Annotated in this window: 13 protein-coding genes; 1 reads left to right on the top strand and 12 read right to left on the bottom strand. The window is 62.8% G+C overall.

Translation table 11 applies throughout. The annotated features are described in order from the left end of the window. Window positions 1–1071, top strand: coding sequence for a UDP-glucuronic acid decarboxylase family protein (locus tag JJB99_RS03320; RefSeq protein WP_200497384.1), 1071 nt, complete (start codon window positions 1–3; stop codon window positions 1069–1071). Between the two features lie 53 nt (window positions 1072–1124). Here JJB99_RS03320 and JJB99_RS03315 read toward each other — a convergent pair whose 3' ends face one another. From JJB99_RS03315 to JJB99_RS03260, 12 genes are all read right to left on the bottom strand, one after another. Continuing rightward, a complete protein-coding gene (locus JJB99_RS03315) occupies window positions 1125–2240 on the bottom strand; it encodes a branched-chain amino acid ABC transporter permease (RefSeq protein WP_200497383.1) in 1116 nt (371 codons plus the stop codon). Then, window positions 2237–3103: a branched-chain amino acid ABC transporter permease gene (locus JJB99_RS03310; protein WP_200497382.1), complete on the bottom strand. Its 867-nt coding sequence runs from the start codon at window positions 3101–3103 to the stop codon at window positions 2237–2239. The genes JJB99_RS03315 and JJB99_RS03310 overlap by 4 nt, the downstream gene beginning before the upstream one ends. A gap of 7 nt (window positions 3104–3110) precedes the next feature. Further along, entirely contained in the window at window positions 3111–3815 is a 705-nt protein-coding gene (locus tag JJB99_RS03305) for an ABC transporter ATP-binding protein (RefSeq protein ID WP_200497381.1), read from the bottom strand. Continuing rightward, complete coding sequence (locus tag JJB99_RS03300; protein ID WP_200497380.1) at window positions 3812–4525, bottom strand: ABC transporter ATP-binding protein; 714 nt, start codon at window positions 4523–4525, stop codon at window positions 3812–3814. Before JJB99_RS03300 ends, JJB99_RS03305 begins: the two co-directional genes overlap by 4 nt. 46 nt (window positions 4526–4571) lie before the next feature. After that, window positions 4572–5900 carry an ABC transporter substrate-binding protein gene (locus tag JJB99_RS03295; protein ID WP_433995748.1) on the bottom strand — a complete coding sequence of 443 codons (1329 nt, stop codon included), beginning with the start codon at window positions 5898–5900 and terminating at the stop codon, window positions 4572–4574. A 66-nt stretch (window positions 5901–5966) separates the two neighbouring features. Continuing rightward, on the bottom strand, window positions 5967–7772 hold the full coding sequence (locus JJB99_RS03290) for an FAD-dependent oxidoreductase (RefSeq protein ID WP_200497379.1): 1806 nt from the start codon (window positions 7770–7772) through the stop codon (window positions 5967–5969). Window positions 7773–7820: 48 nt separating this feature from the next. Then, window positions 7821–8756 carry an intradiol ring-cleavage dioxygenase gene (locus tag JJB99_RS03285; RefSeq protein WP_200497378.1) on the bottom strand — a complete coding sequence of 312 codons (936 nt, stop codon included), beginning with the start codon at window positions 8754–8756 and terminating at the stop codon, window positions 7821–7823. A gap of 172 nt (window positions 8757–8928) precedes the next feature. After that, window positions 8929–9960: a helix-turn-helix domain-containing protein gene (locus JJB99_RS03280; RefSeq protein ID WP_200497377.1), complete on the bottom strand. Its 1032-nt coding sequence runs from the start codon at window positions 9958–9960 to the stop codon at window positions 8929–8931. A 565-nt stretch (window positions 9961–10525) separates the two neighbouring features. Further along, window positions 10526–11311 (bottom strand): ABC transporter permease, encoded by a 786-nt coding sequence (locus tag JJB99_RS03275; protein ID WP_200497376.1) that lies wholly within the window; start codon window positions 11309–11311, stop codon window positions 10526–10528. Beyond that, on the bottom strand, window positions 11308–12120 hold the full coding sequence (locus JJB99_RS03270; RefSeq protein WP_200500029.1) for an ABC transporter permease: 813 nt from the start codon (window positions 12118–12120) through the stop codon (window positions 11308–11310). The genes JJB99_RS03275 and JJB99_RS03270 overlap by 4 nt, the downstream gene beginning before the upstream one ends. A 74-nt stretch (window positions 12121–12194) precedes the next feature. Continuing rightward, the gene (locus tag JJB99_RS03265) at window positions 12195–13256 is read right to left on the bottom strand and encodes an ABC transporter substrate-binding protein (protein ID WP_246775133.1); all 1062 of its coding nucleotides are present in this window, start codon (window positions 13254–13256) and stop codon (window positions 12195–12197) included. Between the two features lie 23 nt (window positions 13257–13279). Further along, window positions 13280–14587, bottom strand: a complete 1308-nt coding sequence (locus tag JJB99_RS03260) for an NAD(P)/FAD-dependent oxidoreductase (RefSeq protein WP_433995806.1) — start codon at window positions 14585–14587, stop codon at window positions 13280–13282. Window positions 14588–14598 lie beyond the last annotated feature (11 nt).

Genomic DNA, 14598 nt, shown 5'->3' with positions numbered 1-14598 from the left:
ATGACAGTTCAAACCCGCATCGACGGCTCGTTCCACGCCCCGCGTGCCCACCGGATCTTGATCACAGGCGGTGCCGGGTTCATTGGATCGCACTTGTGCGATACGCTTCTGCAACGAGGCGAGTCGGTCATCTGCATGGACAATCTGTTCTCCGGGTCCATGCGCAACATCCGCCCGTTGATAAATCATCCCAACTTCATATTCATCGAGCACGACATCCGTGAGCCGATCGAGATCGGCGGCAAGATCGACCGGATCTACAATCTCGCCTGTCCGGCCTCTCCCCGGCACTATCAGCGGGATCCCGTCGGTACGATGAAGACATGCGTTGTGGGAACCATCAATGTGCTCGAGCTGGCGAAACAAAAATCGTCTCGAGTCCTGCAGGCATCTACCAGCGAGGTCTACGGCGACCCCGAGGTTCATCCGCAGCCGGAAGCCTATCTGGGCCATGTCAACCCGATCGGCCCCCGTGCGTGTTACGATGAGGGCAAGCGAGCCGCAGAGACCCTGATGTTCGACTACCACCGCCTGCATGGGCTCGAGGTGAAGGTCGCCCGCATCTTCAACACTTACGGACCACGAATGCTGGAAAATGACGGGCGCGTCGTATCGAACTTCATTGTCCAGGCACTGCGTGGAGAGCCGGTGACGGTTTACGGCAAGGGCACGCAGACCCGGAGCTTCTGCTTCGTCGACGATCTCGTGCGCGGACTTGAATTGCTGATGGAGAGCCCAGCCTCTGTCACCGGCCCCTGCAACCTTGGAAACCCGCATGAGGTGACCATTGAAGCGATCGCCCGGGAAGTTCTGGCCTACACCAAATCCACGTCTCCGCTGCGCTTTGAGCCGCTACCGACAGACGACCCCAAACGGCGAAAGCCGGCGATTGAAACCGCGCTTCGCACCTTGGGCTGGCATCCGCGTGTCTCGCTCAAGGAAGGCCTTGAGGCGACCATCGCCTATTTCGCGCTTCGCACCGCTACTCCCGAGTTCGCGATGGCAACCAGCGAGCGGCAAGCGCGCCGTCCGCGCGGACGCGGCCGGCTTACGCTCGCCAGCCAACAATAGGAGGCAAGGTCGAAAAGCTGCGTTCGCAAGTGCTGCCTTCATTCAGAACCACCTTACTTTACTGAATTGCCGCGGCACATATTGCGACTGAGTACACGCTGAGTGGGGAACAGCCGAATCCCCCAGCGCCAGATGACTTCGCCCCATACGCCTTTCGGCATGAACAGCATGATGAGAATCGCGATGGCGCCGAGCACGACCAGATAGAGACTGCCATATTGAGCCAGGTAGGTGATTAGACCCCACAAGACCAGTACGCCGATCATTGGCCCTTCGATGGTGCGGACGCCACCGATCACGACGATGAAGATGACATAGGCACTCCAGTCGGTAACGCTGAAAGCGGCGTCCGGCGAAATCCGCGCCTTCTGGAGGTAGACGATCGCGCCGACCATGCCGGTCGCGAACGCAACGGCAATCCAAAGCAGGTATCGGATGCGGCCTGTGTGCACGCCAACGCTCCGCGCTGCGACGGCATTGTCCCGACTGGCCGCAAGCGCGAGTCCCATCCGCGAGCGGACGAACGCGGTGATGCCGAGCGTCACGATCGTGGCAAGCAGCAGCGCAATCCAGTAGACCAGCACATCCCGCGCGGCCGCCGGACGCAGGCCGAACAACGACTGCACCCATTTCAAGCCGAACATTTGCGACAGGTCCGACGGCGCGATCGACATTCCGGTGCCGCCACCAAGCGGCTTGACCTGTGCGCAAACCAAGCGGAGCGCTTCTGCCGCCACCCAGCTGCCGATGGCGAAATATGGCCCCTCCAGCCGAAACAGCAGCGGACCCAGTACCGTTGCGACCATTGCGGCGAACAGGCCAGCCACTACGATCGCGAGAACCGGGTCGATTTGGAGCATGACGAGGCTGGCAAATAGCATGTAGGCACCGAGCCCGACAAACGCCTGCTGCCCGACCGAGACCAGACCGCCCCACCCTGCGAGCACGTTCCACAATTGCGCCAGCGTCAGCATGGTCGACACGAAAATCAGATCCTGAATCACGCTCCGCGATGCGATCGCCGGCAACAACGCGAGCGCGACCACGACGGCGACCGCGGCAATCGCCGTCGCGCGCGACAGTGGCGTGCCGACGCGTACCCGCCACACCAACGCCGCACCGATTTCATTGTCGACCTTGGCCTCCTCGCACCCGGTAATCGCGCTCATGCTCGCCTCGACGGAAACAATCCGCGCGGGCGAACCATCAGCACCACGAGGAACGCCAGATGACCGGCAAGAATCTGCCATTCGGGATTGATGTGCCCGCCAATGGTTTGCGCCAAGCCGAGCACAATACCCCCTGCCAGCGTGCCCCACAGGCTGCCCAGGCCGCCGATGATCACCGCCTCGAATGCATAGAGCAGCCGCGCCGGTCCAATCGAGGGATCGAAATTGGCACGGATGCCGAACGTGATCGCGGCGACCACCGAGACCGCAAGGGAGATGCCGACCGCAATGGCGTAGATGCTGCGCTCGTTGATGCCCATGAGCTGCGCAATCTGCGGATTGTCGGCCGTGGCGCGAAACGCGCGCCCCAGCGCGGTGCGATAGAAAATCAGTTGCAGCAGCGCGACGGCAACGACGGCCGTGAGCAAGGCCGCCAGTGGCGCGAGCCCGACGCTCAAGCCGCCTCCCAGCATCACCGACGCCGACTCGAAATCGCCGGCCTGAAGCCTGTGGCTGTCGGCGCCATACGCCAGCAGCAAGCCATTCTGAATGACGATGGAGAGCCCGAAAGTCACCAGCAGGGGCGGCAAGATGTCGTCGCCGAGCACGCGCTGGAGCACCAGCCGCTGCAGTGCGTAGCCCGCGATGAACATTACCGCCACAATCAGGAGCATCGCCGCGATCAATGGCATGCCAAGCACCGTGGTGACGCTGAATACCAGATAGGCCGCAAGCAAGATCAAGTCGCCATGGGCGAGATTGACCAATCGCATGATGCCAAAGATGAGCGACAATCCCAAAGCGAACAACGCATAAACGCCTCCCAGCAACACACCCTCGATCGCGGTGTCCAATCCGATCATCGCCGCCTCACGTTCCGAAATAAGCCGAGTGAATGGCATCCTGGCTGGCATTCGCCGGCCGGCCCGCGAGCGTGACCCGGCCCTCTTGCAGGCAGTAAAAGCGATCGGTGCTGCGTAGCGCCCGGGCGATGTCCTGCTCGACGACGACGATTGCAGTACCGTTGTCGCGAATCCGCGGCAGCATCCGATAGATATCCTCAACGATGATGGGTGCCAGCCCGAGGCTGATCTCGTCACACAGCAGAACCGATGGATTGGACATCAGCGCGCGGCCGATCGCCACCATCTGCTGCTGGCCGCCTGACAACACCGTGACGCTGCTACGCCGCCGCTCCCGCAGCATCGGAAACATCCGATACACCGACTCCAAATTCCATGGCGAGGTGCGCTCGCCGCCAAACGCACCGATCAAAAGATTTTCCTCGACCGTGAGCGAGGGAAATAGCTGCCGGCCTTCCGGCACCAGCGCGAGCCCCAGCCTCACGATGCTTGCGGCTGGACTGTCGCCGATCGGCCGGCCGGCAAGACGGACAGCATCGTTCCGGTTGCGCACCAGTCCCGCCAGTGATTTCAACAGCGTCGATTTGCCGGCGCCGTTCGCGCCGATGACGGCCACTGCCTCGCCCTCTCGGAGATCGAAATCGATGCCGAACAGCGCCTGGAAGTCGCCATAGAACGCATCGAGCGCGGTGACGCTGAGCAGCGCGGTCATGCCGGCACGCCCATGTAGATGGTCTGCACCTCGCTGGAGCGCATCACCTCGGATGGCACGCCCTGCGCCACCACACGGCCGAAATCCAGCACCACCAGGCGCTGAACCACAGCCAGCAAGGCGTGGACCACATGCTCGATCCAGATGATGCCGACGCCTTGCGCGTGGATGGTACGAATGGTCTCGATCAGTTCGTGGCATTCGCCTTCGGTCAAGCCGCCGGCTATTTCGTCGAGCAGCAGCGTGCGCGGACGCGTGGCGAGCGCGCGCGCCAGCTCCAGACGCTTGCGATCGAGCAGTGGCAGGCTTCCAGCCAACCGGTTGGCCTTCGCCTCGAGTCCCGTCAGCGCCAGCGTCCGGCCGCAGACCTGAACGGCGTCGGCCTCTGCGAGGCCGCCGCCGAACAGGGCGGCGACCGACAGATTTTCAAACACCGACAAATGATCAAACGGCAGCGGAATCTGAAATGAGCGACCGATGCCGGCGCGGCATCGGTCTTCCGGCGCAAGATCCGTGATATCCTTGCCGTCCAGGATGACGCGACCGGAATCCGGTCGCAGCATCCCGCTGATGAGATTGAACAGCGTCGACTTGCCGGCGCCGTTGGGTCCAATCACGCCCAGCGCTTCGCCAGACGACAGGCGGAGATCGATCCGCTCGGCCACGACGATTGCGCCGAACGCTTTGGAGACTGCTTTGAGTTCAAGCATCCTTGCGACCCGGTATTGTTCCGGCCATGATGACGAATGCGCTAAGCTAGCTCAGCGCCTGCATGTCGCCGCCGAGCGGGATCTGTGGCGCCTGTTTGTTCTCGGTGATGACGATGTCGTATTTTTCACCGCTTAGTCGCCACTGGCCGCCGACAAGCGGTGTCTTGGCGACATTCTTGGCCGCGAACGGCGGCACCTTGTCGGAGCCGAATGCCACCGGGCCGACGATGGTGTCGAGCTTGGTGGCGCCGATCGCCTTCGCAAGCGCGGCACCATCGGTCGGATCACCGGCGCGCTTGATGGCATCGACAGCGACTTCGAACAGCGAATGGACGAAGCCGATCGGTTGGGTCCATTGCTTGCCGGAGGCTTGCTCGTAAGTCTTGGCGAGATCCCTGGCGCTGATGCCGCTCAGGCTCGATTTGTAGGGATGGGTCGGTGTCCACCACACCTCGGTCGAGATGTTGTTGCCGCTCTTGCCCAGCGCCAAGACCGTCGTCGGGAACAACAGCGCCTTGGCGACCGAGACGACCTTGGGCTTGAGGCCCTTCTGGCGCGACTGATTCCAGAACGTCGTGAAATCGGGCGGGATGATTACGCCGGTGACGATCTCGGCGTCGGCGCCGCGGAATGCGGATATCTGCGAGGAGAAATCGTCGGTCAGATTCTGGAAGCGACCCGGATCGGTTAGTTTGAAGCCTTGCGCCGAAAGCACCGGCGGAAAAGCGATGGCCTTGTCGCCCCAGGCATTGCCATCGGCGTCGTTGGGAAACAGTGCGCCCACCGATTTATTGGTCGCGACCTGCTGCCACATGCCGGTGAAGACGCCAATGACATCCTCGAGGCCCCAAAAATAATGGAAGGTGTAGTCGAACGGCTTCCAGCTCTTGGGATCGGCGGGATTGGTCTGCCGGCCGATGAAGTTGGTCTGCCACGGCGCCACGGTGGAAATGCAGGGAATCTGTTCTAGCTCGCATTGCGTCGCAACTGGATTGTTGGTCTCGGGCGTCGCCCCGACCAGGATCAGCGAGACGTTATCGCGGGTGATCAGCTCCTTCGCCACTTCGGCAGCGCGATTCGGGTTCGACTGGCTGTCCCTGGTCACGACCTCGATCGGGTAGATCTGCGAGCCGACCTTGATGCCGTCCTTGGCGAATTTGCGAAACTCGCCAAGGACGAAATCGTCCGCCTCGGCAAAGGCGGCGAGCGGTCCGCTTTTCGGCGAGACGTAGCCGATCTTGATCGGCTTTGCGGCGCGAACCGCGGGGGCGAACAACGTCATCGTCCCAGTTGCAGCGATACCGCCGGCGAGCCCTTGCAGAATGCGGCGACGATCGATTTGCGACGCCGCATATCCGGATATCTTGCTGGTCATGTGGTTTTCCCTCCCTCCGTGCTGGCCGATTCATAGCCGGCCGCGATCCATTTGCTTGCAGCGCTCTCAGGCCGCGGCGACCGAAGCCTCAGCGCGACCGGCTTTGACGGCGCGACCGAGCAACTGCCCGAACACGCCGACCAGAACATCCGAAGCACCCGCCACGGCCTGCTTGGCCCGCCAGGCCACATACATGTCCGGCCGCACCACGACACAGCCGTCCTCATCGATCTCGCTCTGCCGATACCAATCGGCATAGATGTCCTGCGCGTCGCAGCCGGCGGGACCGATGCTCACGACGTCAACGGGCAAGCCATAGGTCGCTTCGACCGCCGCGGCGGCATCGCGCCAGCATTCGCCGCCGATGCCGGTCAGCAGGGTGAAACGACCCTTGCCGACGAGGTCGAGCGTCGACTTGCGAACGCCGTGATGCTCGACCCAGACATGGGGAAGATGCGCGCCCGGCCAAGTGGTGGCGTGGTAATAGAGCTCGTGGTCGCGCGTGAACGCCGGCTCCGCCGTGCCGTCGGAGACCACGGCGCTGGACGCGTAGCGCTGATTCATCTCGACGCCGTGACAGTTGAACTCGTAGCTCTTGTGCGCGATCGCGGCATAAAGCTTCTTGCGGCGCACCTTGCCCTCCTCGGTCGGAGCCTTGCGCGCCTCGATATTCTTTCTTGCCTGATCCGGATCGGTGGACGATAGCAAGCCGACAGCCTCGAAGATCGGCGGAAAGTCGCCGATGCTCTTGTTGGCACGGGTCACGATCTGCTTGCCGACGGGCTGACGTTCCGCGGAGTAGCTGTCGAGCAGTGCCGGCGCAGCCTTGTTCTCCAGAACCAGCTTCAGCTTCCAGCAGAGATTGTAGGCATCCTGGATCGAAGTGTTGGAGCCGAGCCCGTTGGTCGGCGGATGCCGGTGCACCGCGTCGCCCATGCAAAATACCCGGCCCGATGAATAGTGACCCGCATACATTTCGTTGACGGTCCACGTCGAGGTCGAGCGAACCCTGACCTCGAGCGTCTCGTCACCGACCAGATTGCGTACGATCGAAATCGCCTCGTCATTGGTCAGCTGCCGTTCGCCCTGCTCGATGTCATAGCCCCAGATGAACAGCCATTCGTTCCAGGGCCGCACCATGCGCACGAGGCCGGCACCGATGCCGCCGATCTGCGCGCCGGGCTGCAGCACCCAGTACAGAACGCTCGGTCGATGGGCGACATATTTGGTGAGATCGGCCTGCACGATGATGTTCATGCTACCGGCGCGGCCCATCTGCCCCAACATCGGCAAACCGATGACTTCCGCGACGCGGCTGCGGCCGCCGTCGGCGCCGATCAGGTATTTGGCGCGGATCTCGTAGGTCTCGCCGGACAGCCGATCCTTCACGGTCGCGCTGACGCCATCGGAATCCTGTACCAGATCGAGGAATTCGGTGTTGAAGCGAATCGAAGTGCCGCGCTGGCCTGCGGCCTCGAGCAAAATCGGCTCCAGAAAATTCTGCGGCAGGTCGCAGATGCTGACCGGGCTCGCCAGCTCATAATCGGCCCGCCGCGCCGGATGATTGCCCCACGAGTACAGCCGGCCGAGCTCTTCGCCGGCGAGACTTTCGCAGAACACGTTGTTGGCCATCAGATGCTGCGGGGTCGCCTGGGCAACGGCCTTTTCCTCGAGGCCAAGGTCGCGCAGCACTTCCATGGCCCGCTGGTTGGTGATGTGGGCGCGCGGCGTGTCGGCGAGCCAGCCATATTTGGTCACGAGAATATGCTTGACGCCGTACATGCCGAGCAGCGCCGCGGCGGTCCCACCGGCGGGTCCGCTTCCCACCACCAGAACGTCGGTCTCAACTGTGGTCCTCGGCGTCTTGGCCATTTCCTTCTCCTAGTCTCCAGATTCAATATCGTGACGTGCGCGATCACGTCATTCGGCTGCGGTCATCATCGGCCGCGGCACGACACCCGCACCCGGCTTCATCTGAAATTCGTAAGCCATGAGGTGCCACGGCCCCGATGCCGGCGTGCCATCGGGCATCAGCGGCTCGTCGTGACGTTCCACCCTCGCCACGAGTTCATCCTTGACGCCGAACACTGCATCCGAGGCGAGATATTCGTCGCCCTCGATGAACACATGGGTGACGAGCGGCTCGAAACCCTGCGCCTTCGCCAGAAAGTGGACGTGGGCTGGCCGCATCGGATGACGCCTGGTCGCCGCCATCAATTCGCCGACCGGGCCGTCGGTCGGAATCGGATAGCTGCAGGGCAGAATGGTGCGAAACGAAAACCGCCCGTCTGCATCCGTCACGAACCGCGCCCGCAATGAGGGGCCCTGCGTCTCGTAGGACGGCTTCTGCGAATCGTAGAAGCCGTCGTCATCGGCGTGCCAGACGTCGATCTCGGCGCCCGCGAGCGGCTGGGCGGTCAAATCGGTGACGCGGCTCTGCACGAACATGGGCTCGCCGCTGACGCCCCGCGCAATATCGGATCCATGCGGCGTCGGCTTGTGTTCGCCCACGTAGAACGGACCGAGCACGGTGGTCTCCGTGGCGCCCTCCCGCTCGCGGTGATTGACCGCATCGACCAGCATCGATACCCCGAGCACGTCCGACAGCAGGATGAATTCCTGCCGCAGCGGCGTGCAGGCTTGTCCGGTTCGGGTCAGGAAATCGATCGCCCGCTCCCACTCTTCAAAGGTGAGATTGGTGCGGCGCACGAGGTCGTGGAGCGACGTCACGACCTGTTCGAGAATGAATTTGAGCCTGGAATCCGGTGTTGCGTCAAAGCTGCGGATCACGTCCGCGGTGAGTTCTTGTTCGTCGAATTTGCCTGCATGTTCGGCTCCAGTTCCGGCGATGCTCATGGCGTCCTCCCGCACCGGAACTTCCGGCGAGCTGGATTGCTTGTCGTTTTGGGGGGAGGCTATGCGCGACGAATGTTGCGGGCCTGCACGAAACCGGAGGAATCTTGCACAAAACTGCAAAAATGATGCCCTCTCCTGCCAAGAGGACAAGAGACCGGTTTAGCGCCCGCGTTTAGTGGGTGTCCCGGTAGCGGCCCGGGGTCGTGCCGGTGAAGCGGCGGAACATGCGCGTCAGGTGTTCCTGATGCGAGAAGCCGCATTGCAGGGCGACATCGGCGATGCTCGTGCCTTCCTCGCAAAGCAACGCCTTGGCGCGCTCGATTCGAAGGTTGAGCACGTATTGGTAGGGCGAGATGCCGACGGTGGCTTTGAAGATGCGCACGAAATATTCGGTGCTGCGGCCGCAGGCCGCTGCCATCATGTCCAGCCGGATATCGTTCTCGAGGTTGGCCTCGACGAAGTCGCGGATTCGCTGCATCTGTCGATGATTCAGCCGCTGCGTCTGCTTGCCCGGCTCGGCCGCCGGTGTGTGATAATTAAGGGCGATGAAGCGGTTAGCGATCGCCTTGACGATCGGGTCGACGAACAGCGATGCAGCCGGCAGGCCACCGATGATGGTCTCGCCGATCGCCGCAGCGAGGTGCTCGAGGACCGCGTCCCTCTCGCCGAGCCTGGGCGCCAGTCCGCCGACGACGTCATGGGCGCCCCTCTCCTGATCCGCGAACAGGTCGGAGCGAAGATAGATGTGGGTCGTATCGAGCGCGGCACGCAGCGCAATGTCGCATTCATGGCCAGCCGGGAGAAAGAACACGCCGCCCTTGGGAATGTGCCGGCTAATGGATCTTCCGTCCATGGTATAAGTGATATCGACCGGGCCGCCGCGGTGCAGGACCATCAGACTATCCGAGAGCACGTGCAGCCTGCCCTCATAGGCTCGTTCCCGCTGGATCGAGGCAAATGCCGAAGACCAGCCGAGGCCCTCGCTTGAGGCGCGAATGTCGGCCTGGAACCGGTGCAGGATACGGTGGGTATCCTCTATCCCAAAAACCGGCTTCGATTGCATCGGGCAGCCAACACGGGTTCGAGACATCTGGCGTGGAAGTGAAGCCCAAACGCGTTGGAGTTTCAACAGATGGCAGGAGCCAATGGCCGCGCAGTTCCGAGCGTGATTGGCTCTGCTGCAGCGCAACGAGGACTGCGGCATCGCATCCGCTGGAGTTCATCGTCCGAGCGCGTTACAGGCATTCGACTGTCGCTTCACCGGCCCATTTACCCAGTCGCAATCAGGCTCCTTACGCCGCGCGTATCCTCGCCAGATGGACAGCCTTTGCCGGAAACCGCCTGCGCGGGCAGCAGCAACTGGGCAGCCCCGCCCCCGGCAGCTACGTTGCAGGCGTCGACGAAAGTCGCGGCCACATCCTGGGTACCTTGTGCAGCCTGATGCACATTGTACGAAATTTCGCGTCTCGCAGCTTCTTCTTGCTCGACCACCGTCTCTATGTGGAGCTCCTGCTCAACTTCTGATCCGAAGGCGAGCGAGTAGGCGCCATTGATGCATCGGCAATCTAGCGAAGGCGGTCGTACGGAATCGTAATTTGACGTGCAAAATCGTGCCACTGATGGCGAGACTGTCAGTCAATCCCTGTTGAAAGATAAAGCGTTTTCGACCTTCCGAGACCAAAACCCACCGTTTGGGCTACTGTAAAAATGGGATTTCGCTGTCGGTGCCGCCATAACGCAACTGCACTTCTCGGAAACGCGCTGTGTTCTCACGCATTCCTCCGCTGCCGCCCACTCGCAAGCAGCACGAGCATGAGGGACGCTGCCGTCATCAGTGTGGAGATCGCGGCGATGGTGGGATCGATCTCGTCGCGCAATGCCGTGAACATCCGCTTGGTGAGCGGCTGGTACCGGCCGCCGGAGATGAACAGCGCGACGATGGTCTCGTCCATTGCCGAGATGAAGGCGAAGATGCCGCCGGCGACGACGCTGGATTTGATTTGCGGCAGCGTGACCACGAAGAAGCTGCGCAGGCGGTTCATGCCCAGGCTACGCGCGACCATCTCCTGCGCCGGATCGAAGCTCTGCAGGCCCGCCAGCACCGAGATGACGACATAGGGAAGGCCCAGCATGACGTTCGCCAGCACGAGGCCTGGCAGGGTCGCGACCAGTCCGACCCTGGCATAGACAAAGAAGATACCGACCGCTGTGATGATGATCGGCACGACGAGCGGCAACAGCAAAGCCATATGGATCACGCGCATGATGCGCAGCTTCGATTGGCTGATAGCGTAAGCCGCAGCGACGCCGAGCGGGGTGGCGATCAACACGGTGAAAGCGGCAACGATCAGCGTGACTTGCGTCGCCTGCATCCAGGCCGGGTTGGAGAAGTACTGCTGGTACCAGCGCAGCGACAGCGAAGGCGGCGGGAAGGTGAGGAAGCGCGCGCCGGAAAACGAGATCGGCACGATGATCAGCACGGGCAGGATCAGAAAGACCAGCACCAGCGAGCAAGCGGCGATCAGGGCCATCCGTGCGGGCGAGAATGTCTTCATTTCTGCCCCAACACGCGATCGAGCGAAATGAAGCGGCTGGCGATGAAGAAGATCAGGAGCACGCTGACCAGCAGCACGACGGCGACGGCGCTTGCGGCGCCGAACTGGTTGTAGAGCTCGACATTGCGGCTCACCAGCATCGACACCATCACGGTGCGGCCGCCGCCGAGCAATTCCGGCGTGATGTAGAAGCCGAGGCACAGCACGAAGACCATGGTCGAGCCGGCGAGCGCGCCGGGCAGAGACAGCGGCAGGAAGATCCGGAAGAAGGCATGCGCCGGATTGGCGCCGAGGCTGGCGCCGGCCTGCATCAAATCGCGCGGGATCTTCTGCATCGCGGCGTAGAGCGGCAGCACCATGAAGGGCAGCAGGATGTGCACGGTCGCGACCACCGTTCCGAACGTGTTGTGCACGAGCGCAAGCGGTGTGTCGATGACATCGAGGTAGCGCAGGAACTGGTTGATCACACCGGTTCGCTGCAACAGCGCCAGCCACGCATAGGCGCGCACGAGCACGCTGGTCCAGAACGGCAGCACGACGAGGGCAAGAATGAAGATGCCCCATCCTTTCTGCGCTGCGTTGGCGGCATAGGCGACGGGGTAGCCGAGCAGCAGCGCGATCACTGTCGCGAACAGGCTGATCTCGAATGTCAGCGCAAAGCTACGCCAATAAATTTCCTCGGTCAGGATGCGGCGGTAGTGCTCGAGCGTGAAACCGTCATGGTAGATCGATTGCCAGGCGAGCCAGCCGACCGGCAGCACGATGAGCAGGCCGATCACGAGCAGCGCCGGCGACACCAAAGCCAGCATCAGGCCGTGTTCGCGGCGCTGATGCCTCAAGGAGGGATTTGGCCTGGACGTCGTCAACGCTGCCTCGCTCATTTTCATTTCTGCATGAAGGCGGCCCAGCGCTTCTCGGCCGCTTCGCCCTGCGGCGACGACCACCAGGCGTAGGACATCAGCGCCTGCTTGGCCGCGTTCGCGGGTTCACTCGGCAATTGCGCCGCGCGCTCCGGCTTGATCACGCCGGTCTCGAAGGCCTTGGGATTGCCGGGGCCGTAATCGATCTGCAAAGGCAGGTTGGCTTGGTGTACGGAGTCGACGGCTTCGTTGATGAACTTGACGGCGGTCGCCAGATTCGGCGCACCCTTGAGGATGCAGAGCGAGGTGCTCTGCAGAATGCCCTGATTGTAGGTGTAGGCTACCTTGGCGCCTTCCTTGGCGACGGCGCTGACGCGGCCGTTCCAGGCCATCTCCATGTCGACCTCGCCGTCGTTCAGCAGCTGTGCCGATTGTGCGCCCGAAGTCCACCACACCGTGATGTGCGGCTTGATCTCCTCGAGCTTCTTGAACGCGCGGTCGACGTCGAGGGGATAGAGCTTGTCGGCCGCAATGCCATCCGCCATCAGCGCAGCCTCCAGCGTTGCGATCGGATGATTGCGCAGCGCGCGCCGGCCGGGGAATTTCTTCACGTCCCAGAAATCGGCCCAGCTGTTGGGCGCATCCTTCGGAAATGTCTTCTGGCTGTAGGCCAGCACGCTGGAATAGAACTCGTAGGACACCGAATAGGGGCTGCGATAGGCCTCCGGCATTGCCGCCGCATTGGGGATCTTCGAGAAATCGAGCTTCTCGATCAGCCCCTGCTCGCCGCCGCGCAGACAATAGCCGGTCGGAGTGTCGACGACGTCCCAGATCGGCTTGCCGCTGCCGACCTGCGTCTTGATCGCGGGCCACGCATCCGGAATCGAATCCTGGTTGATGGTGATGCCGAGCTTCTTGGCGGAGGGATCGAGGATCGCCACCGTCTGCGCCTGCTGATAGGCGCCGCCCTGCGAGACGAAGGTGATCTGCTCCGCCGCATGGGCTGCGCTCGCGGCCAATTCGAGCACGCCGAGCGATGCGCCGAACAAGGCCGGTCCAAACAATCTGAAGCCGATGGTTGTCATTGTGTCCTCCTCTCTCGTAGATCTCATTGTCCGATTGCGTCCAGAAACTGGTACCACCCGGCGACCATGCGCACGGCGGGCTCACGAAGCGGATAGAAGGGAATCGCCTTGAGACGGCTGGCATCGAGCAGCCCGACCTCCGGGGTCTCGCCGCGGACGAAGGCGGCCAGATAGCGACCCATCAGGCTCGACATCGCAACACCGGCGCCGTTGTAGCCCATCGCAAACAGGGTTCGATCGTCGAGCCGTCCGATATGCGGCACCGAGTCCAGGGTCATGCCAACCAGGCCCGACCATTTGTAGGCGAGCGGCACGTCCGACAGTTCCGGGAAGATGCCGACCATCGCCTTGCGCAGCGCGTCGAAGGCTGATTCTGAGTCCTGCCTGCCGAAGGCGCCGCGTCCGCCAAAAATCACGCGGTTATCGACCATGCGAAACCAGCGCATCATGCGCTTGGTCTCGGTGTAGGTGCGGCCCGTCGGCATCAGGCGACCGGCGAGATTGCGCGGCAGCGTGTCGGTGGCGATGATGGCGCTGCGGAACGGCACCAGCGTGCGCTGCATGTGGCGCGTTGCGTCCGTCAGGTCGGAATAGCTGTTGGTGGCGATGATCGCCTGCTTGGCGCGCACTGCGCCTTGCGGCGTCTCGGCGACGATGCCGCCGCCCTCGCGGCGCAGCTTCAGCACCGGCGTATCCTGATAGACCGGCACGCCGCGGCGCGCCACGCCGTCGGCAAGGCCCCGCACGTAATTGAGCGGATGGATGCCGCCGGAGCCCGGATTGAGCACCCCGCCGACGAAGGCCTCCGAACCGGTCTCCTCGCGCACTTCACGGGCGTCGAGGATGCGGACCTCTGCATCGCCCATCTCCCGCTTCATCCAGTTGGCCTCGTCGATTGCGGCCTGCAGCGTGACGTGATTATGCGCGGCCTTGACCTGGCCGGTGCGCGTCAGGCGCGCCCCTGATATGGCGAACTCGGACACCAGCTCCTCGACCATGTCGGTCGATTCATGGGCGATCTCGTACATGCGCTGCGCCATGGCGCGGCCATGCGCGGCATCGATCTCGCGGAACGAGAGACGGAATTTGGCGGTGATCACCCCGCCATTGCGGCCGCTCGCGCCCCAGCCCGGACGGTTGGCCTCGAGCACGACCGGCGCAAGTCCGCTTCTGGCAATGTGATGCGCCGCCGACAGGCCAGTGTAGCCCCCACCGATGATGATCACATCGGCCTGGCTCTCGCCCGACAGGACCGGAAAATCGCGCAATGGCTCCGCCGTGCTCGCCCACAGCGAGTTGACCGAAGAAAGCGACCTCCAGTCCTGGCTCATCGGCGAACCCA

Origin of the sequence: Bradyrhizobium diazoefficiens (genome assembly GCF_016616235.1) — a bacterium.
In the GTDB taxonomy this organism is placed as follows: Bacteria; Pseudomonadota; Alphaproteobacteria; order Rhizobiales; family Xanthobacteraceae; genus Bradyrhizobium; species Bradyrhizobium diazoefficiens_H.
The sequence above is the reverse complement of the archived record's forward strand: the minus strand, read 5'-3'. Positions and strand labels throughout refer to the sequence as shown.

Coding starts and splice junctions, on each gene's coding strand:
- JJB99_RS03320 (WP_200497384.1), top strand. CDS start 1: ATGACAGTTCAAACCCGCATCGACGGCTCGTTCCACGCCCCGCGTGCC.
- JJB99_RS03315 (WP_200497383.1), bottom strand. CDS start 2,240: ATGAGCGCGATTACCGGGTGCGAGGAGGCCAAGGTCGACAATGAAATC.
- JJB99_RS03310 (WP_200497382.1), bottom strand. CDS start 3,103: ATGATCGGATTGGACACCGCGATCGAGGGTGTGTTGCTGGGAGGCGTT.
- JJB99_RS03305 (WP_200497381.1), bottom strand. CDS start 3,815: ATGACCGCGCTGCTCAGCGTCACCGCGCTCGATGCGTTCTATGGCGAC.
- JJB99_RS03300 (WP_200497380.1), bottom strand. CDS start 4,525: ATGCTTGAACTCAAAGCAGTCTCCAAAGCGTTCGGCGCAATCGTCGTG.
- JJB99_RS03295 (WP_433995748.1), bottom strand. CDS start 5,900: ATGACCAGCAAGATATCCGGATATGCGGCGTCGCAAATCGATCGTCGC.
- JJB99_RS03290 (WP_200497379.1), bottom strand. CDS start 7,772: ATGGCCAAGACGCCGAGGACCACAGTTGAGACCGACGTTCTGGTGGTG.
- JJB99_RS03285 (WP_200497378.1), bottom strand. CDS start 8,756: ATGAGCATCGCCGGAACTGGAGCCGAACATGCAGGCAAATTCGACGAA.
- JJB99_RS03280 (WP_200497377.1), bottom strand. CDS start 9,960: ATGCCGCAGTCCTCGTTGCGCTGCAGCAGAGCCAATCACGCTCGGAAC.
- JJB99_RS03275 (WP_200497376.1), bottom strand. CDS start 11,311: ATGAAGACATTCTCGCCCGCACGGATGGCCCTGATCGCCGCTTGCTCG.
- JJB99_RS03270 (WP_200500029.1), bottom strand. CDS start 12,120: ATGCTGGCTTTGGTGTCGCCGGCGCTGCTCGTGATCGGCCTGCTCATC.
- JJB99_RS03265 (WP_246775133.1), bottom strand. CDS start 13,256: ATGACAACCATCGGCTTCAGATTGTTTGGACCGGCCTTGTTCGGCGCA.
- JJB99_RS03260 (WP_433995806.1), bottom strand. CDS start 14,587: ATGAGCCAGGACTGGAGGTCGCTTTCTTCGGTCAACTCGCTGTGGGCG.